This window comes from Saccharopolyspora sp. MMCC62, assembly GCF_057736575.1.
This window is the reverse complement of the sequence record NZ_JBYKCM010000008.1, coordinates 115,993-137,752: the sequence shown is the minus strand read 5'-3', so window position 1 is coordinate 137,752 and position 21,760 is coordinate 115,993. Positions and strand designations below refer to the sequence as shown.

At 69.3% G+C, this 21,760-nt stretch carries 22 protein-coding genes, 4 tRNA genes and 1 pseudogene; 17 read left to right on the top strand and 10 right to left on the bottom strand.

The window, feature by feature from the left end:
- Window positions 1-276 precede the first annotated feature (276 nt).
- From AC29IT_RS19560 to AC29IT_RS19550, 3 genes are all read right to left on the bottom strand, one after another.
- Window positions 277-2,028 (bottom strand): ABC transporter ATP-binding protein, encoded by a 1,752-nt coding sequence (locus AC29IT_RS19560; RefSeq protein ID WP_488219713.1) that lies wholly within the window; start codon window positions 2,026-2,028, stop codon window positions 277-279.
- The gene (locus AC29IT_RS19555) at window positions 2,025-3,659 is read right to left on the bottom strand and encodes an ABC transporter transmembrane domain-containing protein (RefSeq protein WP_358436383.1); all 1,635 of its coding nucleotides are present in this window, start codon (window positions 3,657-3,659) and stop codon (window positions 2,025-2,027) included. The genes AC29IT_RS19560 and AC29IT_RS19555 overlap by 4 nt, the downstream gene beginning before the upstream one ends.
- Window positions 3,660-3,756: 97 nt before the next feature.
- On the bottom strand, window positions 3,757-4,323 hold the full coding sequence (locus AC29IT_RS19550) for a TetR/AcrR family transcriptional regulator (protein WP_488219712.1): 567 nt from the start codon (window positions 4,321-4,323) through the stop codon (window positions 3,757-3,759).
- 90 nt (window positions 4,324-4,413) lie between these two features.
- Between AC29IT_RS19550 and AC29IT_RS19545 the strand changes: the two genes are divergently transcribed.
- The 6 genes and pseudogenes from AC29IT_RS19545 (at window position 4,414) to AC29IT_RS19520 (ending at window position 8,104) form a co-directional block, all read left to right on the top strand.
- Window positions 4,414-5,313, top strand: coding sequence for an aldo/keto reductase (locus AC29IT_RS19545; RefSeq protein WP_488219711.1), 900 nt, complete (start codon window positions 4,414-4,416; stop codon window positions 5,311-5,313).
- Window positions 5,314-5,468: 155 nt separating this feature from the next.
- Complete coding sequence (locus tag AC29IT_RS19540; protein ID WP_488219710.1) at window positions 5,469-5,669, top strand: hypothetical protein; 201 nt, start codon at window positions 5,469-5,471, stop codon at window positions 5,667-5,669.
- Between the two features lie 360 nt (window positions 5,670-6,029).
- Window positions 6,030-6,221 (top strand): hypothetical protein, encoded by a 192-nt coding sequence (locus AC29IT_RS19535; RefSeq protein ID WP_358436392.1) that lies wholly within the window; start codon window positions 6,030-6,032, stop codon window positions 6,219-6,221.
- A gap of 25 nt (window positions 6,222-6,246) precedes the next feature.
- Window positions 6,247-6,606: pseudogene (locus AC29IT_RS19530) on the top strand (DJ-1/PfpI family protein); the annotation flags it as partial.
- Window positions 6,603-7,751 (top strand): glutathione-independent formaldehyde dehydrogenase, encoded by a 1,149-nt coding sequence (locus AC29IT_RS19525; protein WP_358436395.1) that lies wholly within the window; start codon window positions 6,603-6,605, stop codon window positions 7,749-7,751. The pseudogene AC29IT_RS19530 and the gene AC29IT_RS19525, both read left to right, overlap by 4 nt.
- Window positions 7,752-7,900: 149 nt before the next feature.
- On the top strand, window positions 7,901-8,104 hold the full coding sequence (locus tag AC29IT_RS19520) for a hypothetical protein (protein WP_358436398.1): 204 nt from the start codon (window positions 7,901-7,903) through the stop codon (window positions 8,102-8,104).
- 14 nt (window positions 8,105-8,118) lie between these two features.
- Here the strand turns inward: AC29IT_RS19520 and AC29IT_RS19515 are convergent.
- The 4 genes from AC29IT_RS19515 to AC29IT_RS19500 form a co-directional block, all read right to left on the bottom strand.
- Window positions 8,119-8,193, bottom strand: a tRNA-Val gene (locus AC29IT_RS19515).
- A gap of 1 nt (window position 8,194) precedes the next feature.
- Window positions 8,195-8,266, bottom strand: a tRNA-Cys gene (locus AC29IT_RS19510).
- A 79-nt stretch (window positions 8,267-8,345) separates the two neighbouring features.
- Window positions 8,346-8,418: transfer RNA gene (locus AC29IT_RS19505), tRNA-Gly, on the bottom strand.
- Window positions 8,419-8,573: 155 nt separating this feature from the next.
- Entirely contained in the window at window positions 8,574-8,999 is a 426-nt protein-coding gene (locus tag AC29IT_RS19500; protein ID WP_184478055.1) for an SsgA family sporulation/cell division regulator, read from the bottom strand.
- Between the two features lie 740 nt (window positions 9,000-9,739).
- Here AC29IT_RS19500 and AC29IT_RS19495 point away from each other — a divergent pair.
- Together AC29IT_RS19495 and AC29IT_RS19490 are read left to right on the top strand one after the other, a co-directional pair.
- Window positions 9,740-10,201 carry a TIGR02611 family protein gene (locus tag AC29IT_RS19495; protein ID WP_488219709.1) on the top strand — a complete coding sequence of 154 codons (462 nt, stop codon included), beginning with the start codon at window positions 9,740-9,742 and terminating at the stop codon, window positions 10,199-10,201.
- A 45-nt stretch (window positions 10,202-10,246) separates the two neighbouring features.
- Window positions 10,247-10,321, top strand: a tRNA-Val gene (locus AC29IT_RS19490).
- An 81-nt stretch (window positions 10,322-10,402) separates the two neighbouring features.
- Here AC29IT_RS19490 and AC29IT_RS19485 read toward each other — a convergent pair.
- Window positions 10,403-10,879, bottom strand: coding sequence for a tyrosine-type recombinase/integrase (locus AC29IT_RS19485; protein WP_488219708.1), 477 nt, complete (start codon window positions 10,877-10,879; stop codon window positions 10,403-10,405).
- A 117-nt stretch (window positions 10,880-10,996) separates the two neighbouring features.
- On the opposite strand from AC29IT_RS19485, the gene AC29IT_RS19480 reads away from it, so the two are divergent.
- A complete protein-coding gene (locus tag AC29IT_RS19480; RefSeq protein WP_488219707.1) occupies window positions 10,997-11,536 on the top strand; it encodes a hypothetical protein in 540 nt (179 codons plus the stop codon).
- Between the two features lie 339 nt (window positions 11,537-11,875).
- Here AC29IT_RS19480 and AC29IT_RS19475 read toward each other — a convergent pair whose 3' ends face one another.
- The gene (locus tag AC29IT_RS19475) at window positions 11,876-12,889 is read right to left on the bottom strand and encodes a Shedu anti-phage system protein SduA domain-containing protein (protein WP_488219706.1); all 1,014 of its coding nucleotides are present in this window, start codon (window positions 12,887-12,889) and stop codon (window positions 11,876-11,878) included.
- 1,158 nt (window positions 12,890-14,047) lie between these two features.
- On the opposite strand from AC29IT_RS19475, the gene AC29IT_RS19470 reads away from it, so the two are divergent.
- The 8 genes from AC29IT_RS19470 to AC29IT_RS19435 all read left to right on the top strand — a co-directional run bounded on the left by AC29IT_RS19470 (window position 14,048) and on the right by AC29IT_RS19435 (window position 21,411).
- A complete protein-coding gene (locus tag AC29IT_RS19470) occupies window positions 14,048-14,635 on the top strand; it encodes a hypothetical protein (RefSeq protein ID WP_488219705.1) in 588 nt (195 codons plus the stop codon).
- Window positions 14,636-14,789: 154 nt separating this feature from the next.
- Complete coding sequence (locus tag AC29IT_RS19465) at window positions 14,790-15,323, top strand: GNAT family N-acetyltransferase (RefSeq protein WP_358436417.1); 534 nt, start codon at window positions 14,790-14,792, stop codon at window positions 15,321-15,323.
- Between the two features lie 308 nt (window positions 15,324-15,631).
- Complete coding sequence (gene kdgD, locus AC29IT_RS19460) at window positions 15,632-16,558, top strand: 5-dehydro-4-deoxyglucarate dehydratase (RefSeq protein WP_358436419.1); 927 nt, start codon at window positions 15,632-15,634, stop codon at window positions 16,556-16,558.
- A 75-nt stretch (window positions 16,559-16,633) separates the two neighbouring features.
- Window positions 16,634-17,479: an ABC transporter permease gene (locus tag AC29IT_RS19455; RefSeq protein ID WP_358436421.1), complete on the top strand. Its 846-nt coding sequence runs from the start codon at window positions 16,634-16,636 to the stop codon at window positions 17,477-17,479.
- Window positions 17,476-18,486, top strand: coding sequence for an ABC transporter substrate-binding protein (locus AC29IT_RS19450; protein WP_488219704.1), 1,011 nt, complete (start codon window positions 17,476-17,478; stop codon window positions 18,484-18,486). The genes AC29IT_RS19455 and AC29IT_RS19450 overlap by 4 nt, the downstream gene beginning before the upstream one ends.
- A gap of 11 nt (window positions 18,487-18,497) precedes the next feature.
- Complete coding sequence (locus tag AC29IT_RS19445) at window positions 18,498-19,277, top strand: ABC transporter ATP-binding protein (RefSeq protein ID WP_358436426.1); 780 nt, start codon at window positions 18,498-18,500, stop codon at window positions 19,275-19,277.
- 20 nt (window positions 19,278-19,297) lie between these two features.
- The gene (locus AC29IT_RS19440; RefSeq protein ID WP_488219703.1) at window positions 19,298-20,953 is read left to right on the top strand and encodes a M24 family metallopeptidase; all 1,656 of its coding nucleotides are present in this window, start codon (window positions 19,298-19,300) and stop codon (window positions 20,951-20,953) included.
- Entirely contained in the window at window positions 20,950-21,411 is a 462-nt protein-coding gene (locus AC29IT_RS19435) for a RidA family protein (RefSeq protein ID WP_358436431.1), read from the top strand. The genes AC29IT_RS19440 and AC29IT_RS19435 overlap by 4 nt, the downstream gene beginning before the upstream one ends.
- 134 nt (window positions 21,412-21,545) lie before the next feature.
- Here AC29IT_RS19435 and AC29IT_RS19430 read toward each other — a convergent pair whose 3' ends face one another.
- Window positions 21,546-21,668 (bottom strand): hypothetical protein, encoded by a 123-nt coding sequence (locus tag AC29IT_RS19430; protein ID WP_358436434.1) that lies wholly within the window; start codon window positions 21,666-21,668, stop codon window positions 21,546-21,548.
- Window positions 21,669-21,760 lie beyond the last annotated feature (92 nt).

The window sequence follows — 21,760 nt, the reverse complement described above, 5'->3', positions numbered from 1 at the left end:
TTTTCACCGACGCGCCCGCCCACGAACCCATTCCACATCGGACGAACACCGAAAACCCCATCACCACAGGAATTCCCACGCCCCCGAAGGCAGCAGTGTCCTGTCAGCGGCGAAGCCGCTGAGCCAACGACCACCCGATCAACCGGCACCGCAGCGGGTTCTCAGCGTTCTCCTCGCGAGGACAGCGTTTTCGCCTGTGGCGGAGCCACCGGTGAAAACGATCCCGCAGCGAGGAGGACGCTGAGGTTCCGCCACCCGCCCCCTCGCAGCGGAAGATCACCCCAACCTCGCCTCCGGGCGAGGCGTGCTCCAGGCTTCCCACAGCCGCGCGTAGTGCCCGTCCGCGGCGAGCAGCTCCTCGTGCGTGCCGGATTCGACGACGCGCCCGTCGTCCATCACCAGCACCCGGTCGGCGATGGCGGCCTGCCGCAGCCGGTGCGCCACCACGAGCCCGGCGCGGTCGCGCAGCACGGCGGCGGCCGCGTCCTCCAGGCGGCCCGCTTCGCGGCTGCTCGCCTCGGCGGTCGCCTCGTCCAGCAGGACGACGGCGGGGTCGGCGAGCAGGGCGCGGGCCAGCGCGATCTGGGCGACCCGGTCCGGGCCGAGCGGGTGGCCGAGTTCGCCGACGGCGGTGTGCACGTCGTCGGGGAGTTCCGCGACCCAGTCGGCGCCGACGACGTCGAGCGCGTGCCGGACCTCCGCTTCGGTGGCGTCCTGCCGGGCCAGCCGGAGGTCTTCGATCAGCGGGCCGCTGAACACGTGGGCTTCTTGCGGCACCAGCAGCACCGCACCCGTCCCGGCGACCGGCTTCCCGCCGAAGGTGACGGTGCCGTCGTCCGGTTCGACGAGCCCGGCGAGCAGCACGGCCAGCGTGGACTTGCCGGCGCCGCTGGCGCCGACCAGCGCGATCGTCTCCCCCGGTTCGATCCGCAGCGACACCTCGTGCAGCACCGGCTCCGCCGAGCCCGGGTACCGGTAGGCCACCCGGTCGGCGATGAGCGCGGCGGGCGCGCCGTCGCGGGTTCCGGCGGGCCGTTCGTGCGGGATGCCGAGGACGCCGACGATGCGCTGCACGCTCGCGAACGCGGACTGGACCTGGTCGAAGCTGGCCACCAGCAGGCTCAGCGGGTTGAACAGGCGGTGGAAGTACAGCGCCGCCGCGGTGACCGCGCCGACGGTCGCGGACCCCGTGTCGACCAGCACGAATCCGGCGACGACGATCGCGGAGAGGCCGACGAGCTCGGCGATGTTCATCCACTTGCCCCAGCGGGTGGAGAACCACACGACGCTGCGGGACAGCCCGCGCGCCCGGTCCGAGGACCGTTCGACGAGACCGACGTGCTGGGCTTCGGCGCCGTAGGCGCGCAGCGTCGGCAGCCCTTCCAGCGCGGAGACGAGGGCCTCGGCCCGGTCGGCGAACGCGGCGCGTTCTTCGGAGTAGCGGCGCGCGGCGCGCGGCAGGTACCAGCGCAGCGAGAACCCGTACACCGGCAGCGCCAGCATGCCCGCCACCATCAGCCACGGGTCGAGCGCGAACAGCCCGCCCATCGTGAGCGCCACGGTCAGCAGCGCGGTGATCCACGGCGCCAGCAGCGCGGCGACGACCTGGCTGATCACCGCGACGTCGTCGCCGACGCGGCTGAGCAGGTCGCCGCGGCCGGAGCGCTCGATGACGGCGGAGGGCAGGTGCAGCGCGGCCGAGACGGTGTCCTCCCGCATCCGGGCGAGCACCCGCTGCCCGAGCTGCGCGACGAGGGCGGCGCTGACGGCGGTGAGCGCGGCGCTGAGCAGCCCGGCGACGGCGACGACGGCGGTGCGCACGACGATCTCCGCGGCGGTGGTGCCCGCGAGCACTCCGTCCACCAGCCCGCCGATCGCCCACGGCGCCACCAGTCCGGCGAGCGCGGCGAGCACGGCGGTGGCCACCATCGCGGCGGAGAGCGCGCGGTGCGGGCGCAGGTAGGTGGCGATGCTGCGCCGCACCTCGACGGCGGTGGCGAGCGGAAGTGCGCGAGTGGTCCCGCTCATCCCACGACCTTTCGGTAGTAGTCGGCGTGCTCGTCGAGCAGGGCCCGGTGCTCGCCGGTGACGACCTCGCCGCCCGCGGTGAGGAACCGCACCTGGTCGGCGCGGGCGAGCAGCACGGGGCTGGTGGTGATCAGGACGGTGGTGCGGGGTTCCCCGTCGCCGTGGCGCAGCGCGTGCAGCCCGTCGGCGACGGCTTCTTCGGTGACGGAGTCGAGCGCGGTGGTGGGGTCGACCAGCACCAGCACGTCGGGGTCGGTGTGCAGGGCGCGGGCGAGGGCGAGCCGCTGCCGCTGCCCGCCGGAGAGGCTCAGACCGCGGGCGCGCACGTGCTCGTCGAGGCCGTCGGGTTGCGCGTCGACGAACGGGGCGGCACCGGCGGCGACGAGCGCGGGCCGCGGTTCGCCCGCGGCGTCGCGGCCGAGCCGGAGGTTCTCCGCGATGCTTCCGGTGAACAGCTGCGCCTGCCGCGGTTCGACGTGGATCGCGCCGGGTGCGCCGCCGGTCCAGGTGACGGTGAGCCCGTTGCGCGCGCCCGCCGGATCGCCGCGCAGCACTTCCAGGATGCGCTCGACGTCGCGGCCGTCGGCGACGACGCCGGTGCAGCCCCCGCGGTCGAGCCGCAGTTCCAGGTTCCGCTCGGCGGTGGTCCCGGTGTCCTCGGCCGCGGCCTCCTCGTCGAGGACGGCGTCGACGCGCCGCCCGCTGGCGAGCGCGGCCGCCCCGATCTGCAGGTACATCCCGGCGGCGGAGAGCGGTTCGGCGATGAACTGGGCGGCGCCGACGGCGGCGACGAAGGACCCGACGGTGATCACCTGCTCGACGGCGAGCAGCCCGGCGGCGCCGACCGACACGGCCAGCACCAGCGTCCCGGCGAGCACGGTGGCCCCCAGCTGGAGGGACCGCCCGACGCCGGCCCGGATCGCGGCGGCTTCGGCCCGCCTGCTGACCTCCTGGTACCGGGCGACGGCGTTGTCCTGGGCGCCGAGCCCGCGCACGACCCGCATCCCGGTCACCAGGTCGGTGGCGAGCGCGGAGGCGGCGGCGAGGCCGTCCTGCTGCCCGGAGACCCGGCGGGACAGCATCGGCGAGACCATGTTCAGCCCGAGGGTGGTGACGACCGCGGTGACGATCAGCAGCGCGCCGAGCCGGACGTCGATGCCGAGCAGCACCACGCAGCTCACGCCGAGCGCCGAGATCGACCCGGCGAGCCCGGCGACCCAGACCACGGCGCGGGACACCTGGTCGGCGTCGGAGGAGGCGATCGCGAGGAGTTCCCCGTGCCGCCTGCGCGTCCCGGAACCCAGCAGCGACCGGCCGGCCAGCCGCACCCGCAGCGCGTGCGCCTCGTCGATCGCCGCGGCCCGGCCGAGCCGGGAGAACCAGCGGTAGCAGGTGGTCAGCACGGTGAACAGCAGCACCAGCCCGCACACGCACCACAGCAGCGCCCACGGTGCGCCGGTGGCGACCGCCCGGTCGACGGCGAGCCCGATCGCCAGCGGCACCAGTGCTTCGCAGGCCTGATGCCCCATCAGCAGCAGGGAGGCGAACAGCACCCGCACCCGCTGCGCGCGCAGCACCTGCCGCCGTGCTCGCGACGTCCTGCCGCGCCCCTGCGCGTCCACGCTCGCCATCTCGATGATCGGCCCCCTTCCGGCAATCCAGTAAGGCTTACCTAAATCAGGCGTGGAACGCCAGGTATCACCGATCACACGCCGGGGGAAGTGCGGTCTAGCGGGGCCGGACGGCGTCGAGCACGAGGTCGAGCAGCCGCTCGATCCGCTCGGTCGAGTTGCCCGCGGTGGCCGAGTAGAACACGCCGAGCAGCATGGCCAGCACGTCGTCGGCTTCGACGTCCGCGCGCAGCGATCCGTCCCGCGCGCCCGCGTCCAGGATCTCGACGAGTGCTCCGGTGATCCGCTCCCGGGTGGTCGGCGGCGAGATGCTGCCGGAGGTCCAGCCCGCGGAGAGCGTGTCGAACATGCCGCGCTTGGTGGCGACGAAGGCCGCGTAGCGGCACATCCACGCGCGCAGCGCCACGTCGGACGGGTGCTCGGCGAGCAGCGAGGTGGCGTGCGCGACGACGTCGTCGAGCTCGGCGGAGTAGACGGCTTCGACGAGCACTTCGCGGGTCGGGAAGTGCCGGTAGAGGGTGCCGATGCCGACGCCCGCCTCGCGGGCGACGGCTTCCAGCGAGACGGTGGTCTCGGCGGTGGCGAACGCGGTGGACGCGGCCGCGAGGAGCTTCTCGCGGTTGCGCCGGGCGTCGGCGCGCGGGGGCCGCTCGGTTGCGGACAAAGCGGAGGCACCTCCGTCTGTGCTACGGTCAAATAACCGGAGGCTCCTCCGCCTCGGTTCTTCCATCTTCCCACACGGACAGGAACGCCCATGCCATCGTCCACACCCACCCCCGGCGGCACCGCCGAGGTCGCCGGCCGCACCGTGGCCCGGGTCGGCTACGGCGCGATGCAGCTGGAGCGGCTGCACGACGACCGCGCCGCGGGTCGCGCCGTGCTGCGCCGCGCGCTCGAACTCGGCGTCGACCACATCGACACCGCCGAGTTCTACGGCGTCGCCAACGAGCTCATCCGCGACGCCGTCGGCGACGGCGCGCTGGTGGCCAGCAAGGTCGGCGCCACCCCGAACGCGGACGGACCGCGGCCGCTGCGGCTCGCGCAACGCCCCGAGGAGCTGCGCGCCGACGTGGAGGCGAACCTGAGCAGCCTCGGGCTGGAGCAGATCGCGCTGGTCAACCTGCGCCGCGCCGACCGCGGCCCCGGCCTGATCGCCGAGGGCGACCAGCGCGTCGACCTCGACGACCAGCTCGCCACGATGATCGCGTTGCGGGACGAGGGCAAGATCGGCTCGCTCGGGATCAGCAACGTCGGCCTCGACGAGCTGCTCCGCGCGCTGCCCGCGGGCATCACCTGCGTGCAGAACGCCTACAGCCTGCTCTCCCGCGGCGACGAGGAACTGCTGCGGCTGTGCCGCGCGGAGGGCCTCGCGTGGGTGCCGTACTTCCCGCTCGGCGGCCCGTTCGCCGGGATGCCGAAGGTGACCGAGGAACCCGCCGTGCTCGATGCCGCCCGCGCGCTGGACGCCACGCCCGCGCAGATCGGCCTCGCCTGGCTGCTGCAGCACGAGCCGAACGTGCTGCTCATCCCCGGCACCGCCACCCTCTCCCATCTGGAGGAGAACGTGGCCGCCGGGTCGATCGTCCTCGACGAGCAGACCGTCGCCGCGCTCGACGCGATCCCCAGCCGGTCCGGCGACATCGTCGTCGACTGACTCCGGTGGGGTCCGCACCCGCTTGGAGCCGGTCCGAGCGACCTCGCCGGTGACCTCCGTCCGGCGGACACCCGAGCGCGTGATCACGCGGGCGGGACCGCCGGGTCCGTGGAACGTTGCCCGCGGCACTGTTCGACGGAGTGAGGAGCCACCACATGCGTGTCACACCGAACCGGGCGTCCGTACTCGCGGGCATCACCGCGGCCCTGCTGCTCACGGGCGGAGGCCTCGCCCACGCGGAATCCGACCAGGGCACCGGAGTCTTCGGCGTCGTGGCGAGCGGATTCCAGGCAGGCGCGGACCTCGCGACCGGAGTCGGCGACGCGTTCACCGGACAGGACGAGTCCGGCAGCTAGCCGGCGCCACGACGAACGCGCGGAACCCCGCCGGTGGTCGTCCCCGGCGGGGTTCCGCTCGTCCGGGATCCGGCGCCAGTGGCCCGGATCCGGGCGGTCCCGTCGGCCTGCCTTGCTACCGGATGGTCACGGAGGTCGTCTACGAGTTGCTCGATGCCAGCGGGCAGGGGTGAACGCAGTGGGCCAGGTGCGGCCAGGTCTGCGCCGCCCGCCGGTCCGCTCAGCGAGGTCGGCAGCTCTTCGCTTTCCGGCACGTCGACGCGGCCAGCTCAGGGGCCCAGCGCTTCGGTGGGTGGTTTCGATCCGGCCTGACCGGGCAACACTGGGCTTTCGCGACACTATTCAGGAGGTGCGATTCCCATGGCAGATGAGCTGCGCGGCCGACGGGTCGCGATCCTCGCCGCCGACGGTGTCGAGCAGGTCGAACTGACCCAGCCTCGCCAGGCGGTCGAGCAGGCCGGGGCGCAGGTGACACTGCGGTCGATCCACACCGGACGGATCCGATCGATGAACGCCGACCGTCGACCGGTCGGTCTCCGACGTTTCCGGTGACGACTTCGATGCCAGTCCTGCCGGGTGGCGCGGTCAACCCGGACGGGCTGCGGGTCGACTCGACGCGGTGGGTTTCGTGCGGGACGTCGTCCGGTCCGGCGAACCGGTCGGCGCGCTGTGTCACGGCCCTTGGACGTTGGTCGAGGCCGACGTGCTCCGTGGCCGGACTCTGACGTCGTTTCCCAGCATCCGCACCGACATTCGCAACGCTGGCGGCGATGTCGTCGACCAAGAAGTCGTCGCGAACCAGGGTCTGGTCACCAGCCGGGACCCCGACGACCTGCCCGCGTTCTGCTCCAAGATCGCCGAAGAGTTCGCCGAGGGCCGCCGCCCGTCGGCGCCCAGACCTGATTCGGCCACGATTCGCACACGGAGATCATCATGAAGGCACTCGTGTACAACGGACCCCGCGACGTCACGGTCACCGACGTCGCCGACGCCCGCATCGAGGCGCCCAACGACGTCCTGGTCAAGATCACGGCGACGAACATCTGCGGTTCGGACCTGCACATGTACGAGGGTCGTACCGACTTCGGGCAGGGCCGCATCTTCGGCCACGAGAACGTCGGCGAGGTCGTCGAAGTCGGCGACGGGATCGACAAGGTCGCGGTGGGGGACATGGTCTCCGCGCCGTTCAACGTCTCCTGCGGGCACTGCGAGAACTGCGAGCACGGTCTGACCAACTACTGCCTGGCCGCGAACGTGGAGGGCATGGCAGGCGGGGCGTACGGGTTCGCCGACATGGGAGGCTGGGCCGGGGGCCAGGCCGAGCTGCTGCGCATCCCTTGGGGCGACTTCCAGTGTCTGCGCCTGCCCGAGGATGCGGCCGAGAAGCAGAACGACTACGTGATGCTCTCGGATATCTTCCCCACCGGCTGGCACGCGGTGGAGATGTCGGGCCTGCGGGCGGGCGAGAGCATCGTGATCTACGGCGGCGGCCCGGTCGGGCTGATGGCGGCCCTCTCCGCGAGCGTGAAGGGGGCGGCGAAGGTCATGGTCGTCGACCGCCACCCCGACCGGCTGCGCCTTGCCGAGCAGATCGGTGCGATCGCGATCGACGACTCCCAGGGCGACCCGGTCGAGCAGGTCACCGAGCTCACCAAGGGCGTCGGCGCCGACCGCGGCGCGGAGTGCGTCGGCTACCAGGCCCATGACCCCCAAGGCAACGAGGACAACGCGGCGACCCTGAACAAGCTGGTCTCCTCCGTGCGGTTCACCGGCGGCATCGGCACCGTCGGGGTGTTCGTCCCTCAGGACCCGGGCGGCCCGGATGAGCTGTCCCAGCAGGGCAAGGCCCGCTTTGACTTCGGCAACTTCTGGTTCAAGGGCCAGCAGATGGGCTGCGGTCAGGCCCCGGTCAAGCGCTACAACCGCCACCTGCGCAACCTCATCGCCGACAACAAGGTCAAGCCTTCGTGGATCGTGTCCCACAACCTGCCATTGGAGCAGGCACCGGACGCCTACAAGCACTTCGACGCCCGCGAAGACGGCTGGACCAAGGTCGTGCTCAACCCCGGCCAGGCCGCCTGACTCGTCCCTCACGCGGCTCTCAACCGCATCCGTTCGACTAGGGGCTGTGCCGGTGACCGTGGAGCTGCAGAACCCGCCCCGGCGCCAGGCCGAGGCGGGTTCTGCATGACTACCGCAAACCACGGAAAGGACGTGCCTCATGGCCGACGATGACCGAGCAGTCGCTCACCGCGCTGGGAGAACGCTTCGCCCGCTCCGTCGACGCCCTCCGGAGCGGAGAACGGGCTCAGCTGCTGATGTGGTTCCCACGCCTGCGGGAGACCCCGCAGGCTGGCGATGAGACGGTCAGCGAAGATCGCATCGCCGTGCGCAAGCTGATCAACATCTGGCCCACAAGAGGAACGGGCGGCTGACCTGCTAGAAAAGTTGGTGCGCGATACTGGGATTGAACCAGTGACCTCTACCGTGTCAAGGTAGCGCTCTCCCACTGAGCTAATCGCGCGAGGCGGAGGCGGGAATCGAACCCGCGTACAGGGCTTTGCAGGCCCTTGCCTAAGCCACTCGGCCACTCCGCCGGGTTGGGCACTGGGCCGGATTCCGGACTCCCGGGTGCCGATACCCGGAAACCCGAGTTCGACCCGATCGGTTTCCCAGAGCGGATGACGGGACTCGAACCCGCGACCCTCACCTTGGCAAGGTGATGCGCTACCAGCTGCGCTACATCCGCGTGCACCGCGGTGAACCCTCCGGCTCGGCTCCGGAGTCACCGCCGCGTTGCACGGAGAACTTTAGACCACGCCGCCCCCGGCGATCAAAGGGGGGTCGATCGCCGCCCGCGCCGGTCCGCGCCGAGCCGGACCGCGCAGGTCACGGGCGTGATCGTCAGGACAGGTCGTGCGGCAGCAGCCGGGTCAGGGCGTCGTCGACGTTGACCCACAGGTTCTCGTTGCCGGGGACCACGACGTCGTAGGTGCGGTCCAAGAAGTCCGCCAGCTCCTGCGCCGAGGCCTCGAACACCGCGTGCCCCGACGGCGAGCTGAGCTCGATCGCGACCACCTCGGGGTCGTCCACCGCGGGCCGGATGCTCACATCCCCCTCGCCGGCGTGCGCGATGAGCCCGTCCGCGAGCAGGTCGCGGGCGAACACCCACTCGACCCAACCGGCGCGGCCGGTGCGGAACGCCGCCACCACCGCGTAGGGGTCGCGGGTGTCGTAGCGCAGTTCGACCTGGACCGGCACGGCCGGCGTCTGCGGGGCCAGCAGATCGAACACCGCCGTCGAGCGGAGAGTCACGTGATCGTTTCGCATCGTCCTCGCCTTCCTAACTCCCTCCCGGTCCGCTTATCGACCGAGCAACACAGTTGTGACGCCTCTGCGGGGTCATCTGCTCGCCACCGGGCCTTACATCACCCGGTCGGGGCATACTGAACTTCGGAACGCGATCGGAGAACTGCGCAGCGTGGCCACATCGCACCCCCCGATCGAACATCGGTCCGACACCTCGGCACTGATTCCCGGCGCCGTCCAGAGCCCCGGCCGGACCTTCCCCACAACGCTTCCGGCACCGTCGTCGAACTAGCTCCGCCGCTGCCGGGCACGGCCTCCAGGATAGGCGATGGACCTGCGCCCATACGGGTTTCCGCGGGCCGTGCTGAGACACTCGCCACGAGCATTCGCCGAGACGGACTAACCCCGACATCCGGACGCGGAAGGCCCCACGCCTGGCCGCCACCCGGTCGAGGAGAGCGGTGCCACAGTGTGACCAGGCTCGAAGCACCCCGGCCGATCCCGGTACCAGAACTGGGAAAAACCCCAGCATGACGCACGTCACATTCCGTCGGACGGTGCAACCCTTTCCGCACCTGCGCCCTCCGGTCCCGCGCGAGCACGGCCCGTATCCTGGCCCCGCGGCCCGGCGCTGCGCCGCGACAGCGGACGCGCTGCAGCGAACCCGCAGATCACAGCCCCGCCGGACCGCGCAGTGCCCGACACGACGTGGCAGGTGAACCCTGAGCAGGACAGCCGAACCGGGATCGAGCGAGACCGACGTGGCCCGAGCCGACGACACCGCGACCGACGCCCCGCAGCCCCGCCGCAGGCTCCACCGGCTGCGACGCGCCCTCCGCGCCCGCCGCGAACGCATCCGCGCCAACCCGACGCTCAACACCACCTACCGGGTCGGGCTCGGCGCCTTCGGCACCCTGGTGCTCATCATCGGCATCATCGCCATCCCCTACCCCGGCCCCGGCTGGCTCATCGTGTTCGCCGGGCTCGGCATCCTCGCCACCGAGTTCCACTGGGCGCACCAGGTGAACGTCTTCACCAAGCGCCACTACCGCCGCTGGAGCAACTGGGTCTCCCGGCAGCACTGGACCGTCAAGCTCGGCATCGCCGCCCTGACCGGCGTGATCGTCGTCGTGACCCTCTGGCTGCTCGGCATGTACGCCACCATCGGCCGCTGGCTCGGGGTCGACTGGCCGTGGTTGGCCTCCCCCCTGTTCGGGACCTGAAACGGGTGTTGTAGAGTTCTCCATGTCGCCGGGAACGGCGGCACCGGGCGATTAGCTCAGGGGGAGAGCGCTTCGTTCACACCGAAGAGGTCACTGGTTCGATCCCAGTATCGCCCACCAGAAAACGGCCAGGTCGGAACTTTCCGACCTGGCCGTTTTTCTTTTCCGGGACCGAAGAGTCAGCAAAAAGTCAGCACACGGTCAGCGAGGACCGAGCCCGTCGTCAGCCTCATCGGTCAGCGCACGCAGGATGCGATCCCCTCCATCCGTCCGCCGGGTGTAGAGGTCCAAAGTGGTCGAAGACCGTTCATGCCCCAGGACGCGCTGGACCATGTTCACCGGAACGCCGTCGTCAACCAGCCAGGTCGCGTAGGAGTGCCGCAAGTCGTGGAAGCGCAGCCCCTCCCCGGCATTCGCGGCAGCGGCTTTCACCGCCTGACTGTGCGTCCGGCACCTCTCGGTACGCCGCTCCCCCGCCGCGTCCAGCCAGGTCGCAACGAAACCGCCGTCCTTCTCGGTGACTTGACCGAGTAGTCCCGCCCGCACGAGCGAAGGCCGCCACACCCGCGAGCGGAACAGTGTCCGCCGGTGCGGCTTGCCAGCCACGTTCGCGAAAACCGGCGCGCGATCACTCGACGGAGGCCACTCCCGCAGGTGATCGCGGATGTGGTCGATCAACCAAGGAGGCAGCGGAACCGATCGCGGAAGCGCTCGCGTCCGCACTGGTCGAGCTAGCCCGAGCACTCCACGGCGACGAGCAGCCGCTGATCATCGACGTGAGCAGGTGACGGACGAATGATTCCGATCCAGCCCGCGGACGGCGAGGAGCCCGTTCCCGACCAAGTGCCCTTAGTTCCCGCACAAGCGAGCGTCCCGGACGCCGAAACAGCCCGCTGGGACGACGTCGAGGCCGTCCGCCGCGACCCCGACCCGGTACGCCAAGCAGCCCGCGCCACCGAGTTGATCAACGAATGCGGCCGACGAGTCACCGAACTGGCAGCTTTGCGCCGCGCCGCGATCGAACGAGCCCACCACGACCACGGCCTCACCTACGCCGACGTCGCCGACTCCTCGGCATCACCCGAGGCCGCATCACCCAAATCCGCAACGGCCGCACCAACACCTGACCTACGAGCAGGGGGCATCGTGGGCACACACCGAACCAGACCCACCGGGTACATCACCGCGTGGCAGGGAGAACTGTTCCCTGTGACGCCGTCAGAGGTCGAAGGCTGGCGCACTTCATCCGAAGCTCCACGAGGCCCGGGTCCAACCTGGGCGACGCCAACCATCCCACTGCTGCGCGACGTCATCGCCAAGCTGCACCAGCTCTAGGCCCAGGCCAGCGCCCCAGAGCGCTCGTGTTCAGAGTTTCTTTTCTTCATCAAGGGCGGCCCCTGCGGGGCCGCAGGAGCAAAGAGGCAAGCACCGCCGAAAACTGGCCGTAAAGCACAGAGCAGAACCGTCTCCCGCCCTCTTCGATAATTTCAAAGAGACAGTGCTGGGCACGGGGCAACGTGACCCAGCTTGCCACTTCAGTTTCGCACACATCTTTCAGTAACACACTTGGTTACCTGGCTCCAATCCGTTTGCAAAAACCAGAAAACCCACTCTTTTTTCGATTCAACTTCCAGCATCCCCAAAAACAAGAAATATAAGCACGAGGCGGAAGATCTAAATCCGTCCACTCTCCAGAATTCCAAGAGTCTTCTTCGCCCTCAGGATAAGCTGATCGTAAGTGATTACTTGGATGCTATGAAGCCTGGCATTCAACCCATGCAGACCCCTGATCCAGTCCGCATCCTTCCCGCGCGAACGGCCTTGCACGATCGTTGCCCGAGGATGATAAGAAACAATTTCCTTGTGATCAATTAGTCCGTCTTTTGCATTTTCATGAAGCCTATCCAGGTAACGATGGCATTGCCCAATGGCTTTCGCGGCTTCACTAGTCCAGTACCATGAATGGTGAGATCTATCCAACTTAATTGGATCAGCCGAGGGAAGCTTAAGTTCGACTACATCACGGAGGCCATCGACTGAACGCTCAACCAGAAGATCAACGTTTTCTCGGATGCCAATTTTTCGGACAGAATCCAGAGAGGAGTACTCGTCACCTAGAGCCCAAGAGTGACGCTCCATCCACTTTTGGAACTCCTGCTCACCACACCCAGGGGAACTATCCAGCATTGACACAAGCTCGTCGATAGCTTGACGGAGCTCCGCAGCACGCGTTGAAATTTGCACGGCTCGAACCAGGCTCTCGCCCTCCGGGTCAGCAGCAAGCTGACGCAGCGAATCATCATTCTCTGCAATTTTTCGAATCACGCTACCCAAAGTGGAGGCATCAACATTAACACCACCTCCATCTTCTTCGTCCACTCGAAGTATTAAATACTTACCGCTATCAGACTGGCCTGCAATGCTGGCGATTTTAATCAGCTCTTGCTGCAAGATTTCAAATTCTTTATTGTTAAGCGAAAAATCGACTGGATAGCCATCCCTGAGCTCGCCGCCAGACTTTTTCCAGTACTTAATTTTTAGCGAGACATTATCAGGCGATTTGCTGCGCGGAATATAGCTGGGAACCAGCTCAATATGAGTAGTACCGCTGTCACGAAGGATTATTGGATCACTATACGATGATGCGCCAGAAGCAGATACCTTGCGCTCGACAACGCCTTCGTTCATGCTAGGCCTCCCGCCCATCATGATTCTGATGCCACTAGATCGCATAGACTGAAAGGTTCGTTACAGCTGCGCAGCACCAAAGTGTTTGCGCTGACAAAAGTATCGGAGCCTGTGTAGCTCGCTCTGGGGTCATCCGAGCACGTCCACCACGTGCCAAGCGCGATACCGGGGGCACTTCCGGGGCACATGCACCCCACAGACGACTGAGAACGACGGCAACTGACCAATGCTCCGCAGCTGGCTGCCGCGCAGGTGGTCCGCAGCGCAGCCGGTAGACGCCGCGACTGGAACGCCCTCCGGAGGCAGGTCTCGCCCGGCCCGCCCGGTGGTGTTCAGGCCTGAGGCGGCGGAACGGAGTCAGCAGCGAGTCAGCAACGGCACCGGCAGCGCGTAACACGGCACCGCACAGAACGGCAGGTCAGCCGCACGGAACAGCACTGGACGTCACGGCAAAACACCAGGTCAGCGCCGGACCACCCCGTTCACACCGAAGAGGTCACTGGTTCGATCCCAGTATCGCCCACAAGAAAACGGCCAGGTCGGAACTTTCCGACCTGGCCGTTTTTCTTTGCACGGGTCGAGAACTCACCTCGGCGCGTGGTTCGGCGGCACCACCGACCGCTGCCAGGACAGGAGAGCCCAACCCGTTCCCCGGGTCGTGCGCACGTCCGCAGTGGTCGGGCCCGATGCCCGTTTCCCCGCTCGCACCGGCACGCGACCTGCCGTGCGGGACGCGGTCCTCCCCCGCGTTCACGGCAGGCGCGGAACAGGCGCTGATGCGCTGGAGCCGGTCAACGAGCGAAGATCCGCGCGCCGTATCGGAAGCAGCGTCCGCTTTGAACGAGGCCTGGCCCATCGGCACTGCCGCCGGCTGCGGACCAACGCGCTCCGGAGCACTCGGATCCGCACCGAACAGGGCCGAGTGCACAGCAGGGGAAGAACGCAACAGGAATCGGGGATCGGCCGCACCGGATGATCTGAAGAGCACTTCCTGCCGCACAGATGAGGTCTCCGAAATTCACTTCGGAATTTTCCTACGTCAATTCATGACCCTGCCAGGATGAGATCCACTCAACTCGGCAACGGTCCCCCTTTGCCGGATTCGACTGCGGCATACTCCGATCCGCTCGATGGCCGGACCGTTGTATCGGGGATCCAGTGGGACGCAACAGGGAAATCTTTCGCCAGCAGCGAGCGCACGCCGAACTCGTATTCCGCGACGCGCAACGGCTGTACCGGTACTTGGGTGCGGGCGGGCAGCTGGGCGGTGTCACCGGCGATCCTCGCCTGGCCCCCGGAGAAGAACTGATCTTCGAAGAGCGCTACGACGTCGGACGGTTCCGGGGAGCCGACGTCCAGTACACGACACCCGGGTACTTCGCCGTGGGAAGTCCGGCGTTCGTCCTCGGCGCGATGCTGGGAAATCTCGCCGACCGTTACGCCGCCCGACGCAGCGCCGAGCGAGAAGCCGCGCCGCAATGGCGTTTCTTCGGCCCGCACACCTGCTTGCTCACCAAGTCGTCGGTGCTGTTCTGGTTGGACGGCCGGTGGGAAGGCGACTTGATCGCCGCCCTGCACGACATCCGGCCGAACATCACCTTCCACTTCGTGGACGTCTGCTACGGAAGTGAACCGATCCGGCTCGTCGGGCCGACTGCGCCGTGGCTTTCCGTCGCGCTGCTCCACCTCAAATACGGCGTAGCGGGACTTCACCACCCCGCATTGCGGGCGCTCGCCGGCCCCTGAAGTCGACGGCGTCGACGGATGGATCACCGCGAGCGCTCCCGCCGCACCGGTAGGGTCCCGGCGGGGGTTCGAGGGGCGCTGCAGCGGGCTTCGGCCTGTCACGCTCGGGTTCCCGTTCTGGCCAAGGGCGTCTTCCGTGCTGGAGGAGATCGCTGTGGCACTGCGTTCGAACGAGATCACCTACTCCGCTCCCGAGGTCGGCGAGCACGCGGCGCTCAGGGCGATGGCCCGGGAGTCGTTCGCCGCGACGTTCGGGGCGTTGTACGAGGCGGGACCGTTCGGGGAGTTCCTCGACGAGGCCTACGGACCCGGCGGGTCGATGGATCGGGATCTGGGGAATCCGGACGTGCACTGGATGGTCGGGTTCCACCGGGACGAACCCGTGGGGTACGCGAAGGTGACGCCATTGCGGGCGCCCGCGGTGGGCGCCGCACCGGGGTCCGTGGAGTTGCAGCAGATCTACGTGCTCGCGGAGTGGCACGGCCGCGGGGTCGCCGTCGAGCTCGTGGAGTGGGCGTTGCGGACCGCCGTCGCGCGGCGGGCTCCGGAGATCTACCTGACGGTGTTCGACCACAACGAGCGGGCGAAGCGGTTCTACCGGCGGTACGGGTTCGCGGAGGTCGGGCGCTGCACGTTCGCGCTCGGCGACCGGGTCGACGACGACCGGGTCTGGCGGCGGGAGCTCTGACGTTCGGGGTCGGGCGCGGACCGCGCGGCCGCCCGTTCGCGTCCAGGGGCTCTGCGCGGACCGGGGCCACCTCGCGTCGCAGAACCCCCGCGATCTCGGGAAACCGGTGCGCACCTTCGGATCCCGGCTCGATCGCGGCGGCCCCGCTCCGGCATCCGGGGGACGGTCGGGGGCGAGATCCCGCACCGACCGTGCTCATCGATCCAATCCGCGCATCACTCGATGCGAAACGAGTCTTGGACGGGATCGGTCGTTGCTCCTTACGCTCACCTGCAATCGCAGTCCGTTGTCAGCCAGGAGGAACGCACATGCCGGCCATCGCTCCCAGCGAGCTCGCCCACCGCCTCGGTTCCGGGCTGCTGTCGTTCCCGGTCACGCACTTCACCGACGAGCTCGCGTTCGACGAGGCGGCGTACCGGGAGAACATCGCGCGGCTCGCGAAGTACGACGTGGCGGGACTGTTCGCGGCGGGTGGCACCGGCGAGTTCTTCTCGCTCACGCCGGACGAGGTGGGGCGGGTGGTGCGCGCCGCGGTGCAGAGCGCGCCGGAGCGCACCCCGGTGCTGGCGCCCGCGGGCCACGGCACCGCCCAGGCCGTCGCGTTCGCGCAGGACGCGGAGGCCGCGGGCGCGGACGGGGTGCTGCTGTTCCCGCCCTACCTGACCGAGGCGTCCAGCGCCGGTCTGGTGGCGCACGTGCGCGCGGTGTGCGCGGCGACCTCGCTCGGCGTGGTGATCTACAGCCGGGCGAACGCGGTGTACTCGGCCGATGCCGTCGCCGAGCTCGCGGACGCCTGCCCGAACCTGATCGGGTTCAAGGACGGCGTCGGGGACCTGGAGAACATCACCCGCATCCACTCGCGGCTCGGCGACCGGCTCGTCTACATCGGCGGGCTGCCGACCGCCGAGACGTTCGCGCTGCCGTACCTGGAACTCGGCGTCACCACCTACAGCTCGGCGATCTTCAACTTCCTGCCGGAGTTCGCGCTGTCCTTCTACGCGGCGGTGCGGGCGGGCGACCGGGCGCGGGTGCGGCGGTTGCTCGACGAGGTCGTGCTGCCGTACACGGCGATCCGGGACCGCAGCCCGGGGTACGCGGTGAGCATCGTGAAGGCGGGCCTGGGCCTGACGGGACATCCGGCGGGCCCGGTGCGGCCGCCGTTGACCGACCTGGACGAGCAGGAGCGGGCGCTGCTGTCCGACGTGGTCGCGGCCTCGCGCGCGCTCGTCCCCTGATCCGCGGGGCCGGGGGCCGACGCGGAACCCGGCCCCGTCCCTCGTCCGTGCACCTTCCAATGTTGTGAGGAACGCATGACCCCACCCCTGACCCCGAGCGCACCCGCGCCACCGGGACCTGCCGCCGAGCGCACGGCGGAACCGGCGCGCCGCCGCGGACCGGACCGGGAATCGGTGCTCGCCGCCGTCAAGGCCGTCGTCGGCATCGTCGGGTTGTTCGCGCTGTGGGAGATCGCCGTGCGGGTGTTCGCCCCGCCGGAGTACCTGATGGTCGGCCCGCTCTCCGCGTTCGCAGAGCTCGCCGAACGCCCCGGCTACTTCGCGGAGAACACGTTCATCACGCTGCAGGAGGCGCTGGCCGGGTTCGCGCTCGGCACCGCGCTGGGCGTGCTGTGCGGGGCGGCGCTGCACTACTCGACGACGGTGCGCAGCTTCCTGTACCCGGCGCTGATCGCGATCGACACGGTGCCGAAGGTCGCGTTGGCGCCGCTGTTCATCGTGTGGTTCGGCTTCGGCTTCGAGTCGAAGGCGTTCGTGGCGATGGCCATCGCGTTCTTCCCCCTGGTGATCAACACCTATGACGGGTTGCGCTCGGTGCCGCACGAGCTGCAGGAGCTGGCGCGGATCAACAAGGCCTCGCAGTGGAAGAAGATGACGAAGATCGAGTTCATCTACGCGATCCCGTCGATCCTCTCCGGCGCGAAGATCTCCATCTCGCTGGCCGTCGGCGGCGCGGTCGTCGGCGAGTTCATCGCCGGGTCCAAGGGACTCGGCTACGTGATCATGCTGGCGAACAGTCAGATCGATCTGCCGTCGATGTTCGCCGCGTTCATCGTGCTCGCCGCGATCGCGCTGGTGCTGTTCTTCCTGGTCGACCTCGCCGGGCGCAAGCTCGTCCCGTGGAAGCAGCACACCCGGTGAGGGCGCGGACGCTGCTCGCGTTGGGCTCGGTGCTGGCGATGCTGGCGCTGGTGTCCTGCGGCGCCGACACCGGGCGCGACCGGATGTCGCTGATGCTCGACGTCAGCTGGCTGCCGAAGCACGCGCCGTTCGTGTCGGCCGTCGAACGCGGCTTCTTCGCCGCCGAGGGCATCGACCTGGAGGTCATGCCGGGCTCCGGCTCCACCAACACCGTCACCGCCGTCGACACCGGCAAGGTCGACTTCGGGTGGGCCGACTACGGATCCTCGGTGCTCAGCCAAGGCCGCGGCGCCGAGGTCAAGCAGGTCAACCTGGTGCAGGCGCGGTCGGCCTACGCGGTCATCGCCCTCGCGGGCACCGGCATCGACGACTGGCAGGACCTCCGGGGCAAGACCGTCGCCACCGAAGCGACCGGCGCGATGACCGCGATGTGGCCGTACGCGCTGAGCAAGCTCGGCATGGCCGTCGACGACGTGCGCGTCGTGCACGCCACCGGCGCCGCGAAGATGCCCGGTCTGGTCGCCGGGCAGTGGGACGCGAACCTCGCGCTCTACGTCTCCGACCAGCCGACGATCGACGCGCTCGACCGGCAGGCCACCGTCCTCAAGTGGTCCGACCTGGGCATCGACCTGTACGGCAACGGCATCGTGGCCTCCGACGAGAAGCTGCGCACCCACCCGGACCAGGTGAAGCGGTTCAACCGCGCGATGCAGCGGGGTTTCCTCTGGGCGTGCGAACACCCGGAGCAGGCCGCGCAGGACTTCGGGAACGAGGTCAGCGGGTACGAGGACCGCACCGTCGTGCTCGCCATCAACGAGCAGTGCGAGCTGAACTGGGGATCCGGCGACGCATACGGCGAGATGGACGACGCGGGCGTCCAGCAGATGATCGACGTCGCGGGCGACTTCCTCGGGCTGAGCCCGGACGCGCACCTCACCCCCGCCGACGTCTACAGCAACGACTACCTCGAACCGCTGCACCGCGGCCAGACGATCACAACGCCGTGACGGAGACCCAGATGAGCCACGAATACGCGATTTCGGTGAACGACGTCGGCAAGACCTTCCGGTCGCGGGACGGCCAGCACAACACCGTGCTGCGCGGCATGGACTTCCGCGTGCGCCCCGGGGAGTTCGTCTCCATCGTCGGCCAGTCCGGCAGCGGCAAGACGACGCTGCTGAAGACGATCTCCGGGCTCCAGGAACCCACCGAGGGCGAGATCCTGGTGAAGGGCCGTCCCATCAAGGAAGGGCTCGAGGACATCGCGATGGTGTTCCAGAGCCCGGTTCTGCTGCCGTGGCGGAACAACCTCGACAACGTGCTGCTGCCGCTGGAGTTCCGCGGCACCCGCGACCGCGAAGCCGAGGGCTACGCCCGGGAACTGCTGGAGATGGTGGGCCTGGGCGACCGGGCCACCCGCTACTCCTACGAGCTCAGCGGCGGCATGCAGCAGCGCGTCGCCATCTGCCGCGCACTCGTGTCGCGGCCCGAGCTGCTGCTGATGGACGAGCCGTTCGGCGCGCTCGACGCCATGACCCGCGACTCGATGAACTTCGAGATCCAGCGGATCTGGCGCAACACCGGGTGCAGCGTCCTGTTCGTCACGCACAGCATCCCGGAAGCGGTGTGGCTGGCGGACCGCGTCGTGGTGGTCGGCGACAAGCCGGGCCGCATCGTCGCCGACGTCGACGTCGACCTGCCGCGACCGCGCGGCAAGGAGCACCGCTTCTCCCCCGCCTTCTCCGACTACGCGACCGAGATCGAATCGCACATCGGCGTCACCACCGGCATCAGCTGATCACGACCCCGGAGGAACACATGTTGCACCTCACCGCGGACGACGCACTGGTCGAGCAGCACTACGGGCTGAACGCCCGGCGCAGCCTGCTGTTCTCCGCGATCCGCCTCGACTCCTACCCGCTCGTGAGCCCGTTGATCGCCGAGCGCGACGGCGAGCGGCTCCTGCTGGTGCGCCAGCAGGAGCAGGGCAACGCGCTGTCGGCCGGCGTGCCTGCCGAGCAGATCCGCTTCTACGCCCCGTGGGTGACGATCGATCCGCGGGTCGTCGAAGGCACCCGGGTAGCGGGCTCGCTGTCCGAGCTCGTCGCCGAGCTCGCCGGGGACGGGCGGGTGCACCTGGCCGCGGACGTCGTGCTGGCCCACCACCGGGCGTTCACCGCAGGCGGTGCCCTGGAGGTCACCGTGGACGCCACCACGCCGCGACCGGTGGTCGCCCACGAGGTGGACACCGCGTCGGTGCTGGCCCGGTTCGCCGAATGGCGCTCCGAGGGCGCGCGGGTCGCGGAGAAGCTCATCGACGGCGTCGACCACCTCGACGGGCTCGCCGCGGAACTCCCCGACGGCGACGACACCCGGTTCACGGCGCTCACCGCGCTCGCCGCCGAGCACGGGCTGGACGCGGTGCTGCTGGCCGCCACCCCCAACCACACCGAGGTCACCGGGCACGACCGGCCGGACGGCGCCGTCGCCGTGTGGCTGCCCGCCGCCGGGCGTCTCGTCGTGCTCGCCCCGGAAGGCACCCCCGGCCTGCCCGGCACGCCCGCCGGCCGGTACGACTCGTTCGGGGCCGCCGTCGCCGAGCTGAGCCCCGGCACCCGCGTCGGCGTCGAGGAGGAGTTCGTCGGCATCGGCTTCGCCCGGGAACTGGAGCAGGCGGGCAGCGAGCTCGTCGGCATCTCCGCGGCGCTCGGGCACTGGCGCGACGTCCGGGACCGCGAAGACCTCGCGTTCCAGATCATCGCGGCGCGCACCAGCGTGTTCGCCATCGAAGCCGCGCTCGCGTGGGCGGAGCGGGGCATCGAGGAGGGCCGCGAGTTCAGCGAACTCGACATCTACGCCGTCTACCTCGACAAGATCGTCGAGTTTCGCACCGAGCGCGACATCCCGTTCGGCATCGAGCCGTACTTCACCAACCTGCACTCGTCGAACCGGATGCTGTTCCCCGGGCCGCCGGTCGACTTCCCGATCGACCAGGACACCACCTGCATCCAGCTCGACGCGGGCGTGCGGATCGTGGCGGGCGGCGTCACCGTCGCCACCTCCGACATGGCCCGCTCGCTGCCCCGCACCGCGGGCGCGAAGGAGGCGTACGCGTTCTTCTTCGACGTGGTGCGCGACGGCATCATCGGCCAGCTGCGCCCCGGCGTGGTCTGCCAGGACGTGCACGAGGGGACGCTGGAGTACCTCGCACCGCACCTGGACCGGATGCGCGAGATCGGCGTGCTCGGCACCGAGGTCGACTTCAACACCGAGTACCGCAAGCGCAACGTCGGGCACCTGATGGGCAAGCAGGAGTCGTTCGCCAACGAGCTGCGGCCCGGCTACGAGCACGTGCTGCAGGTCGGCTCGTTCGGCGCCGCCGAGATCCCGTGGCGGTACGACGACGTGGCCATCGGCACCGAGGACCTCTGGTACATCGGCGCGGACCGGACCTACGTGGTGAGCAAGTGGTGAGCGCCGTCCGCCGCAGGCTCGCCGAGCTGTCCCTGGAACTGCCGGTGCTCGGTCCGCCGAAGTACGCCTACGAACCCGCCGTGCTGTCCGGCGAACTGCTGCACGTGTCCGGGCAGATCTCCCGCACGGCCGCCGGGGAGGTCCTCGGCGGCCGGCTCGGCGCGGACGCCGACGTGGCCGCCGGGGTGGCCGCCGCGCGGGTCAGCGCGCTGAACCTGCTGGCGCGGGTCGACGACGCGGTGGGGCTGGAGAACGTGGTGCGGGTGCTCAAGGTGAACGCCTGGGTGAACAGCACTCCGGACGCGATCCAGCAGCCCGAGGTGGTCGACGGCGCGTCCCGGCTGCTGATCGACGTGCTCGGGGACGCGGGCAGGCACGCCCGCACCGCCCTCCCCGCGCCGACGCTGCCGCAAGGGGCTCTGGTCGAGCTCGACGCGATCATCACCGTCCGGCCCTGACCGCTCTGACCACGCCCGGTTCGGGGGCGAGATTCCGCTTCCCGGACCGGGCCAGGACAGATCCGTCCGGAGTGGACGGTTGTGGGAGGGGGCGGGCCCGCCTGCGCGGCGGGCCCGCCGGGTGGCAAGAACGATCACTCGATCTCGTTGAGCAGCAGACGGATCGCGAGGTTGGTGATCAGGCTGGTCACCACGCGAACTGCACACCGCTCAGCGATCTTCTTGCGCTTCGGCCTCGTTTCCTCGTCGTCGGCCATGACCCTGCCCCTTCCACCACGGGGCTCGTCCGAGCCCCCGGGGACCCCGGGCCAGGTCGGCCCGCGTCGCCCCACGACCGGTGCGGAGACAC

Bases quoted from the DNA above. Each gene is read 5' to 3' on its own strand.
- AC29IT_RS19560 (WP_488219713.1), bottom strand. From the start codon at position 2,028: ATGAGCGGGACCACTCGCGCACTTCCGCTCGCCACCGCCGTCGAGGTG.
- AC29IT_RS19555 (WP_358436383.1), bottom strand. From the start codon at position 3,659: ATGGCGAGCGTGGACGCGCAGGGGCGCGGCAGGACGTCGCGAGCACGG.
- AC29IT_RS19545 (WP_488219711.1), top strand. From the start codon at position 4,414: ATGCCATCGTCCACACCCACCCCCGGCGGCACCGCCGAGGTCGCCGGC.
- AC29IT_RS19540 (WP_488219710.1), top strand. From the start codon at position 5,469: ATGCGTGTCACACCGAACCGGGCGTCCGTACTCGCGGGCATCACCGCG.
- AC29IT_RS19535 (WP_358436392.1), top strand. From the start codon at position 6,030: ATGGCAGATGAGCTGCGCGGCCGACGGGTCGCGATCCTCGCCGCCGAC.
- AC29IT_RS19525 (WP_358436395.1), top strand. From the start codon at position 6,603: ATGAAGGCACTCGTGTACAACGGACCCCGCGACGTCACGGTCACCGAC.
- AC29IT_RS19520 (WP_358436398.1), top strand. From the start codon at position 7,901: ATGACCGAGCAGTCGCTCACCGCGCTGGGAGAACGCTTCGCCCGCTCC.
- AC29IT_RS19500 (WP_184478055.1), bottom strand. From the start codon at position 8,999: ATGCGAAACGATCACGTGACTCTCCGCTCGACGGCGGTGTTCGATCTG.
- AC29IT_RS19480 (WP_488219707.1), top strand. From the start codon at position 10,997: ATGATTCCGATCCAGCCCGCGGACGGCGAGGAGCCCGTTCCCGACCAA.
- AC29IT_RS19475 (WP_488219706.1), bottom strand. From the start codon at position 12,889: ATGAACGAAGGCGTTGTCGAGCGCAAGGTATCTGCTTCTGGCGCATCA.
- kdgD (WP_358436419.1), top strand. From the start codon at position 15,632: ATGCCGGCCATCGCTCCCAGCGAGCTCGCCCACCGCCTCGGTTCCGGG.
- AC29IT_RS19455 (WP_358436421.1), top strand. From the start codon at position 16,634: ATGACCCCACCCCTGACCCCGAGCGCACCCGCGCCACCGGGACCTGCC.
- AC29IT_RS19445 (WP_358436426.1), top strand. From the start codon at position 18,498: ATGAGCCACGAATACGCGATTTCGGTGAACGACGTCGGCAAGACCTTC.
- AC29IT_RS19440 (WP_488219703.1), top strand. From the start codon at position 19,298: ATGTTGCACCTCACCGCGGACGACGCACTGGTCGAGCAGCACTACGGG.
- AC29IT_RS19430 (WP_358436434.1), bottom strand. From the start codon at position 21,668: ATGGCCGACGACGAGGAAACGAGGCCGAAGCGCAAGAAGATCGCTGAG.